General features: G+C 65.1%; 12 protein-coding genes. 1 reads left to right on the forward strand and 11 read right to left on the reverse strand.

What is annotated here, in order from left to right:
* Positions 1 to 63: 63 nt before the first annotated feature.
* The 10 genes from OGM61_00825 to hprK all read right to left on the reverse strand — a co-directional run bounded on the left by OGM61_00825 (position 64) and on the right by hprK (position 14,102).
* The gene (locus OGM61_00825) at positions 64 to 621 is read right to left on the reverse strand and encodes a hypothetical protein (GenBank protein ID UYI84642.1); all 558 of its coding nucleotides are present in this window, start codon (positions 619 to 621) and stop codon (positions 64 to 66) included.
* Positions 622 to 769: 148 nt separating this feature from the next.
* Positions 770 to 2,815 carry a TRAP transporter permease gene (locus tag OGM61_00830; protein UYI84643.1) on the reverse strand — a complete coding sequence of 682 codons (2,046 nt, stop codon included), beginning with the start codon at positions 2,813 to 2,815 and terminating at the stop codon, positions 770 to 772.
* Between the two features lie 103 nt (positions 2,816 to 2,918).
* Positions 2,919 to 3,929 carry a TAXI family TRAP transporter solute-binding subunit gene (locus OGM61_00835; protein UYI84644.1) on the reverse strand — a complete coding sequence of 337 codons (1,011 nt, stop codon included), beginning with the start codon at positions 3,927 to 3,929 and terminating at the stop codon, positions 2,919 to 2,921.
* A gap of 274 nt (positions 3,930 to 4,203) precedes the next feature.
* A complete protein-coding gene (locus OGM61_00840) occupies positions 4,204 to 5,484 on the reverse strand; it encodes a hemolysin family protein (protein UYI84645.1) in 1,281 nt (426 codons plus the stop codon).
* The gene (locus OGM61_00845) at positions 5,481 to 6,776 is read right to left on the reverse strand and encodes a hemolysin family protein (protein ID UYI84646.1); all 1,296 of its coding nucleotides are present in this window, start codon (positions 6,774 to 6,776) and stop codon (positions 5,481 to 5,483) included. Before OGM61_00845 ends, OGM61_00840 begins: the two co-directional genes overlap by 4 nt.
* A 131-nt stretch (positions 6,777 to 6,907) precedes the next feature.
* Positions 6,908 to 10,426 (reverse strand): DNA polymerase III subunit alpha, encoded by a 3,519-nt coding sequence (locus OGM61_00850; protein UYI84647.1) that lies wholly within the window; start codon positions 10,424 to 10,426, stop codon positions 6,908 to 6,910.
* 12 nt (positions 10,427 to 10,438) lie between these two features.
* Positions 10,439 to 11,338, reverse strand: coding sequence for a DNA-binding protein WhiA (gene whiA / locus OGM61_00855; protein UYI84648.1), 900 nt, complete (start codon positions 11,336 to 11,338; stop codon positions 10,439 to 10,441).
* Between the two features lie 12 nt (positions 11,339 to 11,350).
* Positions 11,351 to 12,214 (reverse strand): RNase adapter RapZ, encoded by an 864-nt coding sequence (gene rapZ, locus OGM61_00860; GenBank protein UYI84649.1) that lies wholly within the window; start codon positions 12,212 to 12,214, stop codon positions 11,351 to 11,353.
* A gap of 4 nt (positions 12,215 to 12,218) precedes the next feature.
* Positions 12,219 to 13,136: a UDP-N-acetylmuramate dehydrogenase gene (gene murB / locus OGM61_00865; protein UYI84650.1), complete on the reverse strand. Its 918-nt coding sequence runs from the start codon at positions 13,134 to 13,136 to the stop codon at positions 12,219 to 12,221.
* Positions 13,137 to 13,157: 21 nt separating this feature from the next.
* Positions 13,158 to 14,102: an HPr(Ser) kinase/phosphatase gene (gene hprK / locus OGM61_00870; GenBank protein UYI84651.1), complete on the reverse strand. Its 945-nt coding sequence runs from the start codon at positions 14,100 to 14,102 to the stop codon at positions 13,158 to 13,160.
* A 260-nt stretch (positions 14,103 to 14,362) separates the two neighbouring features.
* Between hprK and rpmB the strand changes: the two genes are divergently transcribed.
* Positions 14,363 to 14,551 carry a 50S ribosomal protein L28 gene (rpmB, locus tag OGM61_00875; protein ID UYI84652.1) on the forward strand — a complete coding sequence of 63 codons (189 nt, stop codon included), beginning with the start codon at positions 14,363 to 14,365 and terminating at the stop codon, positions 14,549 to 14,551.
* 320 nt (positions 14,552 to 14,871) lie between these two features.
* Here the strand turns inward: rpmB and OGM61_00880 are convergent, their stop codons facing one another.
* Positions 14,872 to 16,263, reverse strand: a complete 1,392-nt coding sequence (locus tag OGM61_00880; GenBank protein ID UYI84653.1) for an MATE family efflux transporter — start codon at positions 16,261 to 16,263, stop codon at positions 14,872 to 14,874.
* Positions 16,264 to 16,309 lie beyond the last annotated feature (46 nt).

Raw genomic sequence — 16,309 nt, forward strand, 5'->3', positions numbered from 1 at the left:
CTGCTTGTTTTCCTATGTCAACGCTCTTGATGGGAGACGGTGTTTTTTGCACGCACTGCGTTTTCAAGACCCGCTGCCGGACGTCTGCGTGGGCGCCGTGACCTCCGTGCGCGTGACGCCCTTGGAGAAGGTCAGGCTCTTGAGGATGGCCGAAAAGTCGTTGGACATGCTGCGGTAGAGGTCGGCGTTCTCGTTGGCGAACTGCACGTCGGTCGGCAGCTCGGCAATAAGGTTGTAGTTCGCGCCGTCGACGGTCAGGCCGCAGATGGCCTGATACTCCGGCAGCACGGTATAGTCATAATCGGTGGGAAAGACCTCAAGCATGAACAGAAAGCCGCCCAGACCGTTGTCATAGTCGGTCTTTTCGTAAAAGCCGACGTAATAGCCACCGTCGTTGGCGCCGCATTCGGTCAGGTAATCGTCGCCCCAGCTGGCCGGCAGCGTGACGGAAAAATAGCCGCCCTTGCCGTCGTCATACGTCGGACAGAGGGTGATGTTCCCCGCCTTGTCGGCCGCAACCGTCGGCTGGGCGGACGCGGCGGTCTTCTCGCTACGGCCGCAGGCGGCCAGAGACAGCGCGAGCGCCAGCGCCAGCACGAGCGCCGGGATGTTTCGTTTCATGCAGATCGCTCCTTTCCGAATCTTCGCACGGGAATATTATACGCCGCCGGCCCGCGTGTGTAAACCTCTGGGCCGGGCGGCGCGCGGCGCGCAAAAAGATGCACGTCAGATATTCTGACGTGCATCCGAGCGAAAGGTTCCGGTTTTTTTACGCGGCGGCGGGCTTGCTGTGCTTGCGCAGGACGATCTGCAGCACGATGACGACCACGATGACCGCGACGCCGACGACGTCGGTCATGAACTCCGGGTCAATCAGGCACAGGCCGCCGGCGGCGAGCAGGATGCGCTGCCACCAGGGCGCGCGCGTGACGATATAGCCCTCGAGCGCGGCGGCGATGCCGAAGATGCCGAGGCACGACGTGATGATGACCTGAATGGCGGCGAGCACGCCCTGATCCATGAGCAGCATGGAGGGGTTCATCGCAAAGATGTACGGCACGATGAACGCCGCGATGGCGAGCTTCGTGGCATTGATGCCGGTCTTCATGGGGTCGGACTTGGCGATGGCGGAGCCGGCGTAGGCCGCCAGCGCGACCGGCGGCGTGATATCGGCGACGATGCCGAAGTAGAACACGAAGAAGTGGGCCGCGACCTTCGGGATGCCGAGCGTGATGAGGATCGGCGCGCAGGTGGAGGCCATGATGCAGTAGTTGGCGGTCGTGGGCACGCCCATGCCGAGCACGATGCAGCAGAGCATCGTCAGGAAGAGCGCCAGCAGCAGCGAGAGCGTCGGGTTCGGGATGGCGCTGCTGATCGCAATGACGCCGCTGATGAGCTTGGACGCCAGGCCCGTGACGGTGATGCAGCCCGCGATCATGCCGGCCATGGCGCAGGCCACGGCGACAGTGATGCTGCCCTTGCCGCCGGCCTCGAGCGAGTCGAGGATCATGCGGCCGGTCTTTTTGGCGGTGATGCCGGCGACGCTGCCGGTCTTGGTCTCCCGCACCTCGGCCGAGGCGTCACAGATGGTGCCGACCAGGCTCACGGCGATGGAGATCAGGATGGCGATCGCGGCGGAAAACTGCAGCGAGCGGATGTTCGCCGTGACCATCCAGATCAGGAACACAAGCGGCAGCAGCAGATAGACGTTGCGGATGAGGTACTTGAAGCGGGGCAGCTCCGAGCGCGGGATGCCCTTGAGGCCGAGCTTCTTGGCCTCGAGATGCACGGAGATGAAGATGCCGCCGAAATACAGCACGGCGGGCAGGATCGCCCAGAGTGTGACCTGACCATAGGTCACGCCCATGTACTCGGCCATGAGGAACGCGGCCGCGCCCATGATGGGCGGCATGATCTGGCCGCCGGTGGAGGCCGCCGCCTCGACGGCGCCGGCGAACTCCGGCTTGTAGCCGGTCTTTTTCATCATCGGGATCGTGACCGAGCCGGTGGTGACGGTGTTGCCGACGGACGAGCCGGACACCATGCCGCACAGCGCGGACGAGATAACGGCGACCTTGGCCGGGCCGCCGGAGGTCCAGCCGGCGATGGCGTTGGCTGCGTCAATGAAGAAGCTGGCGATGCCGGTTCGCTCAAGGAAGCCGCCGAAGATGATGAACACGGCGATGAACTTCGCGCACACCTGCACGGGCGTGCTCAGCACGCCGGACGTGCCGAAAAAGAGCGTGTAGATCACGCGGCTGAGCACCTGCTGGAACGTCTGCCCGGCGTTGAGCATGCTCACGAACGTGTACACGAGCAGCGCGCCGACGACCACGAGGATCGGCAGGCCGACGCAGCGGCGGCACAGCTCGGCCAGCACGAGGATGCCGGCCACGCCGACGGCGATGAGAAACGGCGTCATCTTGGCGGCGCTGGTGAGCGTCTTGATGAGCACGGAATAGTTAAAGCAATAGTAGAAAAACGCAGCCGCGCCGATGACCATGATGACGATATCGTACCACGGCAGGCGGTTGGCGTGCACATGCTTCTTGCTGGCGGGGTAGGTCAGGTAGCCCATGATGACGATCAGCCCGAGGAACGCGGTCAGGCGGATCTCGAGCGCGGCCGTGCTGAACAGCGTCGACCAGATGCAGTAGATTGAAAACAGCGCCATGACGACGGAGATAACGATCTTGGGCTTGCCCGCCCAGATGCGGGTGGCGGATTCGCGGTCATACTTGCGCATGACGGCGTCCATTTCCTCCTGCAGCGAAGCGCTTGCCGCGGCGTCCGCGGCCTTTTTGTTGTCAGACATAGAGGGAAACCTCCGTTCCGGTTAGGATGGAAAAGCTACGGCGTCAGGGGTACTGACGCCGTAGCGAACGTTTACGGGATGCAGCGCATCACCGCCTCGGGCATCAATAGGTGCCGGCCTTGATGGTGGCGGCGGTGTAGTACGGGGACGCGGACAGCAGGGACTGCACATGGCTGTCGTCGAGGCTGACGAGGTAGACGCTGCCGGCGGTGGCAAGGTCGGTGATGGCCGTGGTGGGCGCACCGGCGACGATGAACGCGGCGTCGATCTTGCCGTCCTTCAGGCTCTCGGCGCTGTCGCCGAAGCTCTGGTACACGGCAGAGATGTCAGACTCCTTGAGGTCGTAAGCGCTGAGCACGTCAATGGCGTTGAAGTACACGCCCGAGCCGGCTGCACCGATGGAAACCTTCTTGCCGGCGAGGTCGGCAACGGTCTTGATGTCGGGGTTGGTGGTGACGATCTGCACCTGCTCCTGATACAGCTGAGCCACGACGGAGAAGCCGGTGACGGGGCTGTCAAACAGGCGCTGGCCGTTGTAGGCGTAGTTCATGACGTCGCTCTGCACGAACGCGAGCTGGACGTTGCCGTTGGTCAGATCCTCGACGTTGGCCTGAGAGCCGCCGGAGGTGAGGGCCGTGACCTTGCAGTCGGACTTGCCGGAGACGAAGGAAGCGAGCACACCGCCGAAGGCGTAGTACGTGCCGGACTCGCCGCCGGTGCCGAAGCTGAGCGCGGAAGCAGTGCCGTTGCCGGCGCCTTCCTTGACCGCGTCGACCTTGAAGCCCTTCTCCTCAAAGTACTTGGCAGCGCCGGGGTGATACGGCACGCCCTTGACGGAGGCGGCAGCCTCGATGCTCAGCTCCGCGCCCTTGGCGTGCTGAGCGGTGATGGCGTCGAGATTGTCAAAGATGGTGGACACGAACGCATAGATCTCGTCGGTCGGGACATCGTCGCGGGCGATGACGATCGCGCCGACGGAGACGGTGTTGGTATCGACCTTGGAAGCGGAACCCGTGTCGTCGGTCTTGGTGTCGGTATTGCCGCCGCCGCAGGCGCACAGCGCAAACACCATGACGAGGGCGAGCGCCAGCGCCACGATTTTGTTGAACTTCATAGTTGATTCTCTCCTTTTTGAAATTTTCCTCTTGCAAAGATTCAATATGCGTTCATTATACCTGCAATTTGTGCAAATTTCAAGCGAAAAAATGAAACTTTATGCCTGTTCGTGTGCAAAAACTTTCACACACTAACAGTTTTCTGATACAAATCGCCACATCTTGCGCCGCTTGGGCAAATTTTCCCACTCCGGGCACAAGATGCCTCACACAAGTAAGCAAAAATCCGGCCTGTGCAAAATTTGCACAGGCCGGATCATCGACCGGAATGCGTTATGCGTCCTTGTCCTTGTCCGCGTCCGGGTCGGGCTGCACGAGCACGCGCTCGACGCGGCGGCCGTCCATGGCGAGGACCGTGACGGTGAGGTTTTCGTACCGGAAGCTGTCGCCCACCTTCGGGAACGTGCCGAAGCGCTCGAGCGTCCAGCCGCCGACGGTGGTGCTGTCGGCGTCGTCGAGGGCGTCCTCGTTCCAGTCGAGCAGCTCGAGAAAGTCCGAGAGCGTCATGGCGCCGTCGAGCTCATAGCCGCCGTCGGGCCGCGTGACGACCTCGTTTTCCACCACGTCCTTCTCGTCCCAGATGTCGCCGACAAGCTCCTCGAGCACGTCCTCCATCGTGATGACACCGAGCGTGCCGCCGTATTCGTCCGTGACGACGGCGAGGTGCTTCTGCTCGCGGCGGAGCTTTGCCAGCACGTCGGGCAGGCGCGTGGTCTTGTAGACGAAGCACGGCGGAATGAGCTGCGCGCGCAGATCGTCCGGCCGGCCGTCCATCATGGCCTTGTAAAAGCGGTTGAGGTACAGGAAACCGATGATATTGTCCACGCTGCCGGAGTAGACCGGCAGGCGGGAATACGACGAATCGTTGATGATGCGCACGATCTCGTCCCAGTCGTCGTCGATGTCGATGGCGACCATGTCGACGCGGGCGGTCATGGCCTCGCTCGCGCTGACGTCGGAAAAGTCGAGCGCGGAGCGCAGCAGCTCGCTGCGGTCCTCGTCGAGCACGTCCTCGTCCTCGGCCGTCTCGATGATCGACTGCAGCTCCTGCGAGGCGGCCTCCTCGGGATCGCCGTCGCCGGCATCGCCGTGCAGCGGGCGCGTGATGAGGTGCACGAGCCCGACGACGAGCCAGATCACGGGGTAGAGGATGACCGACAGCGCGCGGATGATATAGGCATTGCGCAGGGCGATGCCGTTGGCGTTCTGCTTGGCGACGATCTTCGGCATCGTCTCGCCGAAGATGATGACCAGCAGCGTCAGCACGACGGTGGACACCCACGTCCACTGCTCGCCCGCGAGCAGGATGACGATCACGGAGCCGAGCGACGACGCCGCGATGTTGACGAGGTTGTTGCCGATGAGGATGGCGCTGAGGGTGCGGTCGAAGTGGTCGAGGATGCCGACGGCCGTTTTCGCGCGGCGGTCGCCGTCCTCGGCGGCGTTTTCGAGCCGCAGGCGGTTGGCCGACGAATACGACATTTCCGACGCGGAGAAGAACGCCGACAGCGCGATCAGCACGACGAGCGCGGCAAAATACCACACGATGCTCATGCCGGCTCGCCCCCTTTCTCCGGGGCGGCGTCCGCGGGGGCGGCCTCGTCGGTCTCCTCCGGCAGCAGGCGCACGACGAGCTTGACGATGCGCTTTTGCTTCATGTCGGAAATGCGCACGTCGAGCCGGTGATAGCGGAAGCCCTCCCGCTCGCGCGGGATATAGGAAAACTGCTCATACGTCCACTCGCCGAGCAGCTTGTAGCGCAGCTCCTCGTCGTCCTCGGGGTCGGTGTAGTCGAGCCGGTCGAACACCTCGCCGACGGTCATCTCGGCATCGACCTCGTAGCGGCCGCCGCCGAGCGGCACGAACGACTCCTCGACCACGTCGTCCTCGTCCCAGATCTCGCCGACGAGCTCCTCGACGATGTCCTCCACGGTCACGATGCCGAGCGTGCCGCCGTAGTTGTCGGTGACGATGGCGAGGTTTGCCTTGCGGCTGCTCAGCTCGGGCAGCACCTCGGCGATGAGGGTGCTCTGGTGCACGAACACGGGCTCGTCGAGCAGGGGGCGCACGTCCACGGCCTTGCCGCCGGCGGCAATGCACGCCTTGATGTATTTGCGGATCTGCAGGATGCCGATCACATTGTCAATGCTGTCGGCATACACGGGCAGACGGCTGTGGCGCTGCTCGCGCACGTAGGCGAGGATCTCCTCCGGGGGATCGTCCACGTCCACGGCGGCGACGTCCACGCGCGCCGTGATGACGCTCTCGACCGGCACGTCGGCAAACGACAGGGCCGAGCTCATGAGCTCGCCGCGCTCGGCGGTCAGCTCCCCGTCGTCGGTCATGTTCTCGATGATGTCGGCCAGCTCATCCTCCGTCACGGTCACGGCGGGCTCGCTCTGTACGCGGCGGGCGACGGCGTTGCCGAAGGCGGTGAGCAGGGCGGACAGGGGCTTGAAGAGCACCATGAAAAACCGCAGCGAGCGCGCCGTGCGCATGGCCAGCCGCTCGGCGTATTTCTTGGCGATGCTCTTCGGCAGCATCTCGCCTGCGAAGAACACGACCACGGTCGTGACGAGCGTGCCGGCGGTGACGGCCCACATGCCCCACTGCCGCTGCACGGCCACGGTCACGAGCGTTGCGATCGTCAGGTGCAGAATGTTCGTGCCGATCAGCAGCGTCGTGATCGCCTGATCGAAGTGGTCGAGCACATACAGCGCCTGCTCGGCGCGGCGGTTGCCGTGGTCAGCGGCGGCTTTGAGCCGGATGCGGCTCGCGGATGCAAACGCTGTCTCCATGACGGCGAAATAGGCCGCGCCAAGGAGCAGCACGATGATAACAGGCAAAATATTCCATAAATCCTGCTTAGGGCCAGCGTCCATTGCGGATCATCACACTCCTGAATACCTCCCCCGGCCGGTGCCTATCCGGACGGGAGATAAATTAACGTTCATGATACCATAAAATACCCGGCGCGTCAACGGCTTTTCTCCTCCGTGACGGCGACGTTGCCCGGCCCTGCCAGCTCGCGCAGCTCCTCGACGAGCGCGGGGTGCACGACGCAGCGGGCCGCGGCGCGCCGGCCCGTGTCCTCAAACACGAGCACGAGCTGCTCGTCGCCGGGGAACATCTCGAGGATGAGCTCGATGCGCTTCACGGCCGGGTGGTCCTTATCCGGCAGCCGCACCCAGAGCCGGTGACGCTTCGGCGGCTCGGGCCGCGGCGGCGGGTCGCGGCGCGGCGGCGTGCGCAGGGTCTCGAGCCCCTGCTCCGTCAGCGGCAGGACCTTGTCCGCCACGAGCTGCGGGTCGGATTCATCCCGCGTCGAGATGCGCCCGGCGACAAACAGCGCGGGGTTTTCCTGCGCCAGCAGGTCGCGGCAGGCGTCGAGCGCGGGCGAAAACACGAGCACCTCCATGCTGCCGCCGTCGTCCTCGAGCTGGAGGTAGGCCATGCGGGTGTTCTTGCGCGTGGCGCGCTCGCGGCTGGCGGTGCAGATACCGGCCAGCACGACGCGCTGCCCGTCGCGGTAGCGGTGCGCGGCCGTGGCCGGGGCGTGGAAGCTCGCGAGAATGTCGCCCATGGGCGCGGCCTTGGCCTGCTGCGCGAGCGCGCGGTAGTCGTCCATCGGGTGGCCGGTGAGGTACAGCCCCGTCGTCTCGCGCTCCATGGCTATGAGCTCCGCGCGCGTGAACTCCTCCACGTCCGGCAGCACGAGCTGCGTCGTGTCGGCGGGCGCTCCCCCGTCGTCCGGCGCGCTGAAGAGGTTCATCTGGCCGGTGAGGTTCATGCGGCTCTCGCTCGCCGCGCCGCCCAGCACGCGGTCAACCGACTGCATGAGCGCCTTGCGCTTGTAGCCCATGCGGTCGAAGCACCCGGCGCGGATGAGGCTCTCGACGGCGCGGCGGTTGAGGTCGTGCCCGTTCATGCGGCGGCAGAACTCGTCAAACGCCGTGAACGGCCCGCCGATCTCCCGCTCGCGCATGAGCGCCTGGATGAGTCCGCGCCCCACGCCCTTGATGGCCACAAGGCCGAAGCGCAGATCACCCTCCTCGACGGTGAAGTCGGCGTCGGACGCATTGATGTCCGGCGGCAGCAGGCGGATGCCCAGCTCGCGGCACTCGGCGATGTACTCCGTGACCTTCGGCGTGTTGTCGAGCACGGAGGTCAAAAGCGCTGCCATGTATTCGTGCGGGTAGTTGCGCTTCATGTACGCCGTGCGGTAGGACACGATGGCGTAGGACACGGCGTGCGCCTTGTTGAAGGCGTAGCTTGCAAAGGCGAGGATCTCGTCGTAAATTTCGTTTGCCGTCCGCTCCGGCACGCCGCGCGCCACCGCACCGGGGATATTCCGCTCCGGGTCGCCGTGCACGAACGCGGCGCGCTCGGCCGTGATGACGGCCTCTTTCTTCTTCGACATGGCGCGGCGGATCATGTCCGCCTGCCCGAGCGAGAACCCGGCCAGCTGCCGGAAGATCTCGATGACCTGCTCCTGATAGACGATGCAGCCGTAGGTCACGGACAGGATCGGCTCGAGCAGGGGGTGCTTGTAGGTGATGCGCTCCGGGTGCGCCGAGCAGGCGAGAAACCGCGGGATGCTCTCCATCGGCCCGGGGCGGTAGAGCGCGATGACGGCGGTGATGTCCTCGATGCTGCGCGGGCGCAGCCCCATGCACACGGCCGTGATGCCCGCGCTCTCGAGCTGGAACACGCCGACGGTGCGCCCGGCGGCGAGCATGTCAAACGTCTTCTTATCGTCGAGCGGGATGTGCTCGACCTGGAACCCCGGCTCGCGGCGGCGCACCTGCCGCGCCGCGTCCTCGAGCACGGTGAGGTTGCGCAGGCCGAGAAAGTCCATCTTCAGCAGTCCCAGCTCCTCGAGCGTCGTCATCTGGAACTGGCACACGAGCGCGCCGTCGTTGCTCGCCAGCGGCACGTAGGCGTACACCGGCTGCTCCGTGATGACCACGCCCGCCGCGTGCGTGGACGCATGCCGCGGCATGCCCTCGATGGCGCGGGCCGTGTCGATGAGCTGGTGCAGCCGGTCGTCCCCGTCATACATGGCGCGCAGCGTCTGCGACTGCTGCAGCGCCTCGTCGAGCGTGGTGTTGATGCCGCCGGGGATGGCCTTGGCCACAGCGTCCACCTCGGCGTAGGTCATGTTCATGACCCGGCCGACGTCGCGCACTGCCGCGCGCGCGGCCATCGTGCCGAACGTGACGATCTGCGCCACGTGGTCGGCGCCGTATTTGCGGATGACGTAGTCGATCACTTCCCCGCGCCGCTGCACGCAGAAGTCCACGTCGATATCCGGCATGCTTACGCGCTCGGGGTTGAGAAAGCGCTCGAAGTAGAGGTTATACTGCACGGGGTCCACGTCCGTGATGCCGAGGCAGTAGGACACGACGCTGCCGGCAGCGCTGCCGCGCCCCGGCCCGACGGGGATGTGCTGGGCCTTGGCGTAGCCGATGAAATCGCTCACGATGAGAAAGTAGTCCACAAAGCCCATGCGCCGGATTATGTTGAGCTCATAATCCAGCCGCTTTCGCACCTCCGGCCGGTCGCCGTAGCGTTTGGCAAAGCCGCGCGCGCACAGCTTCGTGAGATAGGCGTCCGCGTCCGTCTCCCCCTCCGGCAGCAGAAAGCGCGGCAGGTGGTAGTGGCCGAACGTGAAGTCGAAATGACACCGGTCAGCAATGCGCTGCGTGTTTTCCACCGCGTCGGGATATTCGTCAAAGAGCGCGCGCATCTCGGCCTCGCTCTTGAGGTAAAACTCGTCGTTCGGGAAGCGCAGGCGGTCCGGGCTGTCGAGCGTCTGCCCGGTCTGGATGCACAGCAGCACGTCCTGATCGTAGGCGTCCTGTTTTTTAATATAGTGTACGTCGTTCGTCGCCGCGAGGGGGATGCCCGTCTCGCGGTGGATGCGCAGCAGCGCCGCACGCACGCGCGCCTCGTCGGTCATGTGGTGGTTCTGCAGCTCAAGGTAGAAGTTCCCCTCACCGAAGAGCTCCTGCAGCTCCATGGCGCGTGCCTTGGCCGCCTCATAATCTCCCCGCAGCACCGCGCGCGGAATGTCGCCCGCCACGCAGCCGCTCAGGCAGATGAGACCGTCTGCATGTTTGTGCAGCAGCGGCCAGTCGATGCGCGGCTTGCCGTAAAACCCGCGCTCGAACGCGGCCGACACGAGATAGCACAGGTTGTGGTAGCCCGTCTCGTCGCGGCAGAGCAGGATCAGGTGCGTGTAAGCATCGTCCACGCCGTGGACGCGGTCGGTCATGCCGCGCGGGGCGACATAGACCTCGCAGCCGATGATCGGCCGGATGCCGGCAGCGACCGCCGCCTTGTAAAAAGCGACCGCGCCGTACATGACACCGTGGTCGGTGATCGCCAGCGCGGTCTGGCCCAGCTCCTTGGCGCGCTCGATGAGCGGCCCGATGCGGCATGCGCCGTCGAGCAGGCTGTATTCACTATGTACGTGCAGGTGTGCAAACCCCATCGTGCGTTCCTTTCAGTCGTCCATGTGAAATTCCATGAGTTTTTTCAGCCGGTAGTTCAGGCAGCTCTTCGTCACCGGCGGATACGAGAGCGTGGCGAGGTCGGCCAGGCTGGCCTCGGGATTGGCAATGCGCAGCAGCGCCGCGCTCTGCAGCTTTTCCGGCAGCACGTCGAGCCCGTAGTCGCGCTCGATGCGGCGGATGGCGTCGATCTGCTCCTGCGCCGCGGCGACGACCTTGTCGGCGTTGGCGGTGTCGCAGTTGACCTTGCGGTTGATGGAGTTGTTCATGGACTTCTCCACCTTGGCGGACATGATGTCCATGGCGGCGCAGGGCGCGCCGATCTTGGTCAGGAAGTCCTCGATGGCCTCGGACTTCTTGAAATAGAGCACGGTGTTCGCGCCGCGGTCGATGCTGCGCGCGGCAAAGCCCAGCTCCGTGAGCAGGGCGGCCGTCTCGCGGCTGACGCTCGCGTGCGCCGTGATGAGCTCGAGGTGGTAGTTCTTGCTCGGGGCGGTCACGCTGCCGCCCGCGAGAAACGCCCCCCGCAGGAACGACGCCTTGCAGCAGTCGTTTTCGAGCACGGCGAGGTTGATGTGGTGCGCGACCGTGCGCGAGAGATCAGCGCCGAAGGCGGCGAACACCGTCTCGACGGCGGCGCGGTCGGTGATGGTCAGCACGTGGCGGCCGCCGGCCTTTTCCCCGGCCGGCAGGGCAAAGTGCGCGCCGAACGCGCGGCGAAACAGCTTCGGCAGCCGCTCGGCAAAGGCGTCGCACGCCGTGACGATGCGGATCTCCCGCGTCGTGAACGTGTGGCAGTACAGCAGCACGCCATAGGCCTCGGCCACGGCGCAGCAGTGGCGGCTGACCGGCACGCGGCACAGCTCGTTTTTCACTTCGGATGCAAAGGACATGGCGCGCCTCCGTCAGGTCTTGGGAAAGTCCCGGTTGCGCAGGCGGACGTTGGCGTCGCGCGCGGCGAGGTAGTCCGTCAGTACCTTGGCCACGGCCACGCTGCGGTGCTGCCCGCCCGTGCAGCCGATGCCGATCGTGAGCGCATAGCGCCCCTCGGCGGCGTACTGCGGCAGGAGAAAATCGACCATGTCGGTGAGCTTGGAGAGGAAATTTTTCGCCACGTCGCTGCGCAGGACGTATTCCTGCACCTCGGCGTCCATGCCGCTCATGGGGCGGAGCTTTTCGACGTAAAACGGGTTCGGCAGAAAGCGCACGTCGAACACGAGGTCGGCGTCGATCGGGATGCCGTACTTGAAGCCGAAGGACACGACGTTGACGAGAATGTCGCGCCGCGTGCCGCCGTCGGCAAAATACTCGCAGATGCGCTTTTGCAGCATGGCGAGCGTGAGGCCCGTCGTGTTGATGACGAAGTCCGCGCGCTCGCGCACGGGGGCGAGCAGCTCGCTCTCGCGGCGCACGGCCTCGGGCAGGGAGCAGCCGCTCTCGGCCTGCAGCGGGTGCGGCCGGCGCGACTCCTTGTAGCGGCGCACGATGGCGCTCTCCGACGCCTCGACGAACAGAATGCGGTAGTGCACGCCCATGCTCTTAAGCTCCCCGAGCGCGGCAAACAGCTCGGAAAAGCTCTCCTGACTGCGGATGTCCGTCACGAGCGCGACCTTTTCATACCGTCCGCGCGTGGCCAGGCACAGCTCGGCAAACTTCGTCAGCAGTGCCGTGGGCATATTGTCCACGCAGTAAAAGTCCAGATCCTCCAGCACGTCGGCCGCGCGGCTCTTGCCGCCGCCGGACAGGCCCGATACGATCAGAAATTCCATCCCGTCACCCCCGGATGATCTTCACTTCCGGCTCGAGCTCCACGCCGGACGTGCGCAGCACCTCGCTGCGGATGTGATCCATGAGCCGCAGCACATCGTCAAACGTGGCCCCGCCGCGGTTGACAACGAAGCCCGCGTGCTTTTCACTCACCTGCGCGCCGCCGACGGCATAGCCCTTGAGGCCGGCCGCGTCGATGAGCGCAGCGGCGTAGCCCCCAACAGGGCGCTTGAACGTGCTGCCCGCGCTCGGCAGGTCGAGCGGCTGGCGGCTGCGGCGGCGCTCGCTCAGGTCGAGCATACGTGCCCGGATCTCCGCCGGGTCGCCCGGCGTGAGCGCGAGCGTGCTGCCGAGCACGACGCAGTCCGTGTCGGAAAACACGCTGTGCCGGTAGCCGAAATCATGCGCCGCGCCCTCTGCCTCGCACAGGTTCAGGTCATGGTCAAGATAGCGCGTGGAGACGACGACGTCCTTCATCTCGCCGCCGTAAGCGCCCGCGTTCATCGACACCGCGCCGCCCAGCGAGCCGGGGATGCCGTGGGCAAATTCCAGCCCCGCGAGCCCATAGCCCAGCGCCGCCTGCGCCAGCCGCGCGAGCGGGATGCCCGCGCCCGCGCGCAGGTGCGTCGCGTCGGTGCGCGCCACGTCCGCCATGCGCTCGCCCATCTGCACGACGATGCGGTCAACATCGCCGTCGGTGATCAGCAGGTTCGTGCCGTTGCCGATGAGGAGCGGCTGCGCGCCGCCGCCGCGCACGATGCGGCAGACGGCCGCCGTCTCCTCCGCGGACGCGGGGCGCACGAGCGCGCGCGCCGGCCCGCCGATGCGAAACGAGCAGTGCGCGCGCATCGGTTCGTATTCCAAAAGCTCCAGCTCCGGCAGCTGCTCGCGCAGCGCGCGGACGATGGGGTCGAGATTCGTCATAACTTCCTGTTCCTTTCCGGGTCAGAACCCGATGCCGAGGTCGATGCTGCGGTCGTGCTCGTCGGCGAGCTTCTGCGCCGCGTTGTAGCCCATGCCCTTCTGGCGGTTGTTCATGGCGGCGAGCTCGAGGATGACCGCGAGGTTGCGTCCCGGCCCGACCGGGATCGTCACGCACGGCACGCGCACGTTGAGGATCTCGCAGTATTCCGTCGTCAGGCCCAGCCGGTCATAGGCCCGGCCGTCCTCCCACGGCTCGAGCTGCACGACGAGATCCACGCGCGTCTCGGGCTTGACCGCGCCGACGCCGTAGATCTGCCGCGCGTCGATCACGCCGATGCCGCGCAGCTCCATGTAGTAGCGGATCATCTCGGGCGCGGAGCCCATGAGCGTCGTGCGGTTGATGCGCTTGATCTCCACGGCGTCGTCCGCGACGAGGCGGTGGCCGCGCTTGATGAGCTCGAGCGCCGTCTCGCTCTTGCCCACGCCGCTATCGCCCGTGATGAGCACGCCCTCGCCGAACACCTCGACGAGCACGCCGTGCTGCGTCAGACGCGGGGCGAGATAGCTCGAGAGCGCGGCGATGAGGTCGGCCATGAACTCCGACGTGTCCTTGCGCACGAGAAAGAGGTTGCGGTCGTACTTTTCGGCCATCTCCAGACACTCGGGAAACGGATCCATCCCGTGGCAGATGACGAGGCCGATGATGTTGTAGCGCATGAACTGCTCAAAGCGTTCGCGCCGCTGGTCGGGGGTCAGCGTCTCGAGATACGTGCTCTCGACGCGGCCGATGATCTGCATCCGTTCGGGGTCGAAGTAGTTGTAAAACCCGGCGAGCTGCAGCCCCGGGCGGTTGACGTCGGCGGTGCGGATCTCGCGCGTGGCGTAGTCCTGGGCCGCGTGCAGGACGGTCAGCCCCTGCTCGGCAGCGATCTTTTGCAGCGCGACGGTATAATGCGGTGCGCCCATCGTGCGCGCCTCCTTTCCGGTAAAGCCGCCGGTGCGGCGGCGAAGTTGTTTCGTCCGGGCGGAGCACCTGCTCCCCCGCTTCCCATTGTACCCAAAGCGGCGGCGTTTGGCAACGGCTTTTGCAGCGTGCCAGGCATTTTTTCCGGCCGCGGAACGGAAAATGCGCAGAAAATGTGAAAATCATCTTGCAATCGGCCGGGGTTTCTGCTATTATGAGAAAGCTGTTCTCGCAGACAATAGAGAAGGAGGTGCTTCAACCAATGGCAAAATGTCAGTTTTGCGACAAGGGCTTGAGCTTCGGCATCAAAGTGAGCCACTCTCACCGCCGCTCGAACCGCACTTGGAAACCCAATGTGAAGCGCGTCAAGGCCATCGTGGACGGCAAACCCCAGCACGTCTACGCATGCACCCGCTGCCTCCGCAGCGGCAAGGTCACCCGCGCTGTGTGAATTGCAATGATTGCACCGAACAAGGCTCGCCCGATTGGGCGAGCCTTTTTCGCATATTCGGGCATTGATTTTGCAGCTTTGCGCGGGGATGCGCGCTGCTGCTTGCCAAGAGAATGGTCTCATTTCAAAGCCATTTGCGCCGCAGGGGAGCCCGAGGGGGCAAGGCCCGCCTCGGATGAGATCCGGCATCGCCTTTGGCAACGCCTTCTCCTCACGAAGCGAATGGCGCACCATCCCAAGAGCGTCTGAGCCGCAGGGGAGCCCGAGGGGGCAAGGCCCGCCTCGGATGAGATCCGGCATCGCCTTTGGCAATGCCCCCGTCACGCCTCCAGCTCCCCCGCGCCGCGGGTCACATCGTGGATCCACCTGCCGGAGCGCAGCCGCGGGAAACACAAAAAGATCTGCACGATCACATCGATCGACATGAGCGGGTACACATACCGGATGTCGAGCTTCCACACCAGCGCCGCGAGCGCCGCCAGCGGCAGGCACACGGCGTACAGCGGCCCGACATCGCACAGCATCGCATAGCGCACGTCGCCGCCGCCGCGCAGCACGCCGACGATGTTCGTCAGGCTCACGCTCGACACCGGCTGCACGAGCATCAAGATCCCCATCATATACATCGCAATGTCGCACGCTTCGCCCTCCATGTGCATCAGCGGCAGGATGTACGGCCGCAGCAGCACATTGCGCACGAGCGCGATGATGCCCATGCACACGAATCCGACGACGAGCGCCAGAGCGTCGAGCACCCACGCCTTGCGCTGCACGCTGCCGCGGTTGCCGCGGCCGATCTCCCGCCCGATGAGCACGGCGGCCGCGCCGCCCGCGGCGAACGACGCCGGGGTCATCATGCGCTGCAGATTCCCGGCGATGGTGTAGGCCGAGAGGATGGGCGTGTTGTCCGCCATATGCCCCATGATGACCGTGTAGAGCGAAAACGCGAGCGACCACAGGCACTCGTTGCACACGACGGGCAGGGCGTATTTGGCGAAGTCCTTTGCGATCACGCGGCCGGGGTGCAGCAGCGCGCGCGGCATGAGCGGCAGCCGGCGGCTGACGGCGGCATACACGCACAGCACCGCGACCTCGAACGCGCGGCTGATGAGCGTGGCGACGGCCGCGCCCGCGCAGCCGAGCATGGGCGCGCCGAGCTTGCCGTAGATGAGCACCCAGTTGAGGAAGATGTTCAGCGCGCCGGACACGGTGAGCAGCACGGCGCCGAGGCGGGGATTTTCCGTGCTGCGCTGGGCGGCGATGTACACGCCGCTGATGGCGGAGAAGAAATACGAAAAGCCGACGTAGCGCGTGTACGCCGCGCCGGGCGCGACGAGGTCGGCATTGTTGGTGAGCACGCGCATGATCTGCTCCGGGATGCAGAACGCCGTGATGGCGAGCAGGCCCGTGATCGTCGTGGACACGAACAGCGCGATGCCCATCACGCGGTTGATGGCCTCCTGATCGCCGCGGCCGTGGTACTGCGCCACGAGCACGCTCATGCCGCTCTGCACGCCGAAGATCATCAGCTGCATGACGTAAAACGGACTGTTGGCCATCGTCACGGCGGCGAGCGCCGTCTCGCCGAGCACGCCGACCATGAACGTGTCGGCCATGGACATGGAAAACGTCACAAAATTTTGCAAGATCATCGGGAGCATGAGCAAAACGGCCTCCCGGATGAAGGTTTTTTCCTCGCGGATGAGACGCATGGGGCTACCTCCTTTGCGCAGTCTGTTTATCATACCATGATTTCCC

This window comes from Clostridiales bacterium (assembly GCA_025757645.1).
GTDB lineage: Bacteria > Bacillota > Clostridia > Oscillospirales > Oscillospiraceae > CAG-103.

Coding starts and splice junctions, on each gene's coding strand:
- OGM61_00825 (UYI84642.1), bottom strand. CDS start 621: ATGAAACGAAACATCCCGGCGCTCGTGCTGGCGCTGGCGCTCGCGCTG.
- OGM61_00830 (UYI84643.1), bottom strand. CDS start 2,815: ATGTCTGACAACAAAAAGGCCGCGGACGCCGCGGCAAGCGCTTCGCTG.
- OGM61_00835 (UYI84644.1), bottom strand. CDS start 3,929: ATGAAGTTCAACAAAATCGTGGCGCTGGCGCTCGCCCTCGTCATGGTG.
- OGM61_00840 (UYI84645.1), bottom strand. CDS start 5,484: ATGAGCATCGTGTGGTATTTTGCCGCGCTCGTCGTGCTGATCGCGCTG.
- OGM61_00850 (UYI84647.1), bottom strand. CDS start 10,426: ATGGGGTTTGCACACCTGCACGTACATAGTGAATACAGCCTGCTCGAC.
- whiA (UYI84648.1), bottom strand. CDS start 11,338: ATGTCCTTTGCATCCGAAGTGAAAAACGAGCTGTGCCGCGTGCCGGTC.
- rapZ (UYI84649.1), bottom strand. CDS start 12,214: ATGGAATTTCTGATCGTATCGGGCCTGTCCGGCGGCGGCAAGAGCCGC.
- murB (UYI84650.1), bottom strand. CDS start 13,136: ATGACGAATCTCGACCCCATCGTCCGCGCGCTGCGCGAGCAGCTGCCG.
- hprK (UYI84651.1), bottom strand. CDS start 14,102: ATGGGCGCACCGCATTATACCGTCGCGCTGCAAAAGATCGCTGCCGAG.
- rpmB (UYI84652.1), top strand. CDS start 14,363: ATGGCAAAATGTCAGTTTTGCGACAAGGGCTTGAGCTTCGGCATCAAA.
- OGM61_00880 (UYI84653.1), bottom strand. CDS start 16,263: ATGCGTCTCATCCGCGAGGAAAAAACCTTCATCCGGGAGGCCGTTTTG.